Genomic DNA, 1,419 nt, shown 5'->3' on the forward strand with positions numbered 1-1,419 from the left:
AAAAATATATCGATGGCGGTGTCGTCAGTTTAGTGCCTATCGATAGTGCGCGTGATTTGGGTGCTGATATTATCATCGCCGTAGATGTGACTAAGAGCAATCATAATTCTACTACCTCTACGCCTAATAGCATACCGAATATCAACTCATTCAGCAGCTTTTGGGGGTTTCTAGAAAACAATATCACGGCACAATCAAGTACCACGCATCACGCATCAAACTACCATGAACGAGATCGTGCAGATATTATCATTACGCCAGACGTTGGCCATATCAGCTCAATAGATACCAGCCAACGCAGCACACTAATCACTGCTGGATCAAAAGCCACTACGCCACAAATTAACGCAATTAAGCAGTTAATCAAAGAAAAATCTCAAAGCAAATATGCAACGCTTTAGCTTATAAAAACGCTTTAACTTATTAATAGGCTGCGTATGTAAAGCTTTTAGAATTCAAGCACCCATAAAAAAGCACCACAGTCATCAACTGTGGTGCTCTCTATTATGAATCAAATCTTGAATAATTTACGATTCAGTTAAGGCATGTCGAACTGGCTTATTTAACACGCGCGCGATATTTAACCGCGACTGTATCGTTCAGACCAACACCTTCCAGATCCCAACGAACCGCTTTATAGTACTTTAAATCTACATCTTGCAGCTGGTTGTTTACTCTAGTACGTAATGGCATACGAGAAAAACTATTACCATCGACGCTACCATATGGAAACTCTGGCGAGACCGTCTTCATCAATTCCACTTGCTCAGGAATACTCATGGTGACCGTCATTTTACGTACTCGATCAGCATTGGTATTGGTAAAGTATCCTTGATACTCTAAGACATTACCTGACTGCAAACGTGTACTTTCATTAACAGGAACCAATACTTCTTCACCATTTGCATCAGTGCTAACCAATGATGCAGTGATTTTGCTGTTAACAGCTTGTGCGCTTGAATTGCCAGCTTGATTAGCGGTTGCTTGTACAGTGGCCGATCCATCCACTGCTTGCTCTGGTGTAGGCAACATCGCCGACGCTTGAGTTACTACCATTGCACCGATCAGCGTACCGGCGACTACCTGAAACAAGCGATGGCCGCTCCAAGTGCTGAATGGACTAGCAAATTGATTATTTTTTTTCATGGTTCTCATTATCCCTGGTTAATATATCGGTAGAACATATTTGGAAAATTTAAGGCGCTTTCACTAGAGTCTGTATGCATAACCACTTAACTATAGTCAATAATAAACTATCTAGCCTGCTACGATAACCATATCGAACCTAGCGGTTGTATAAGGTTGATAATTTTTATTGATTATCTGCGTTCGCTATCCGTAAAGCATAGCAAAAAGTATTTGTACGCACACTAACCCCGTGTTGAGGTTGTGTATAGCCAATCTACTACAGACATTCGT

General features: G+C 41.2%; 2 protein-coding genes. One reads left to right on the forward strand and one right to left on the reverse strand.

Annotated elements, in window-relative coordinates; genetic code table 11:
- Positions 1-401 (forward strand): patatin-like phospholipase family protein (locus ACT3SX_RS15090; RefSeq protein ID WP_444518819.1); only part of this gene is annotated, 401 nt, incomplete at its 5' end.
- A gap of 157 nt (positions 402-558) precedes the next feature.
- Here the strand turns inward: ACT3SX_RS15090 and ACT3SX_RS15095 are convergent.
- Entirely contained in the window at positions 559-1,146 is a 588-nt protein-coding gene (locus ACT3SX_RS15095; RefSeq protein WP_192520962.1) for a hypothetical protein, read from the reverse strand.
- Positions 1,147-1,419 lie beyond the last annotated feature (273 nt).

This window comes from Psychrobacter sp. AOP31-B2-9 (genome assembly GCF_052378005.1).
Classification (GTDB): domain Bacteria; phylum Pseudomonadota; class Gammaproteobacteria; order Pseudomonadales; family Moraxellaceae; genus Psychrobacter.